This window comes from Streptomyces sp. URMC 127 (assembly GCF_051386535.1).
Lineage (GTDB): Bacteria > Actinomycetota > Actinomycetes > Streptomycetales > Streptomycetaceae > Streptomyces.
This window is the reverse complement of record NZ_JBPQTW010000508.1, coordinates 1-441: the sequence shown is the minus strand read 5'-3', so window position 1 is coordinate 441 and position 441 is coordinate 1. Positions and strand designations below refer to the sequence as shown.

At 75.5% G+C, this 441-nt stretch carries 1 protein-coding gene; it reads left to right on the top strand.

The genetic code is table 11. From position 1 onward, the window contains the following. Positions 1-441: M1 family aminopeptidase (locus ACSNOH_RS35150; protein ID WP_436725497.1), on the top strand; the 441-nt coding region annotated here is incomplete at both ends.

The following is a 441-nucleotide window of genomic DNA, read 5'->3' as shown; positions in this document are numbered from 1 at the left end:
CCCCGGACCCCGCCGCCGTCCCCGACACCGCCGCGGCCCTCCTGAACTTCGACGGCATCTCCTACGCCAAGGGCGCCTCCGCCCTGCGCCAGCTCGTCGCCTGGCTCGGCGAGAAGGACTTCCTCGCGGGCATCAACGACCACTTCACCCGCCACCGCTTCGGCAACGCCGCCCTCGCCGACTTCCTCGACTCCCTCGCCCGCCGCACCGACCGCGACGTCCACGCCTGGGCGGACCGCTGGCTGCGCACCAGCGGCGTCGACACCCTCACCCCCGCCGTCACCGAGACCGACGGCCACTGGCACCTCACCGTCGGCCGGGACGGCACCCGCCCCCACCGCGTCGCCGCCGGCGCCTACGACCGCGACCCCGCCGACCCCGCCCGCCTCGTCCTCCGCGAGCGCTTCGAACTGGACCTGCCGCAGGACAAAGCCTCCGCAC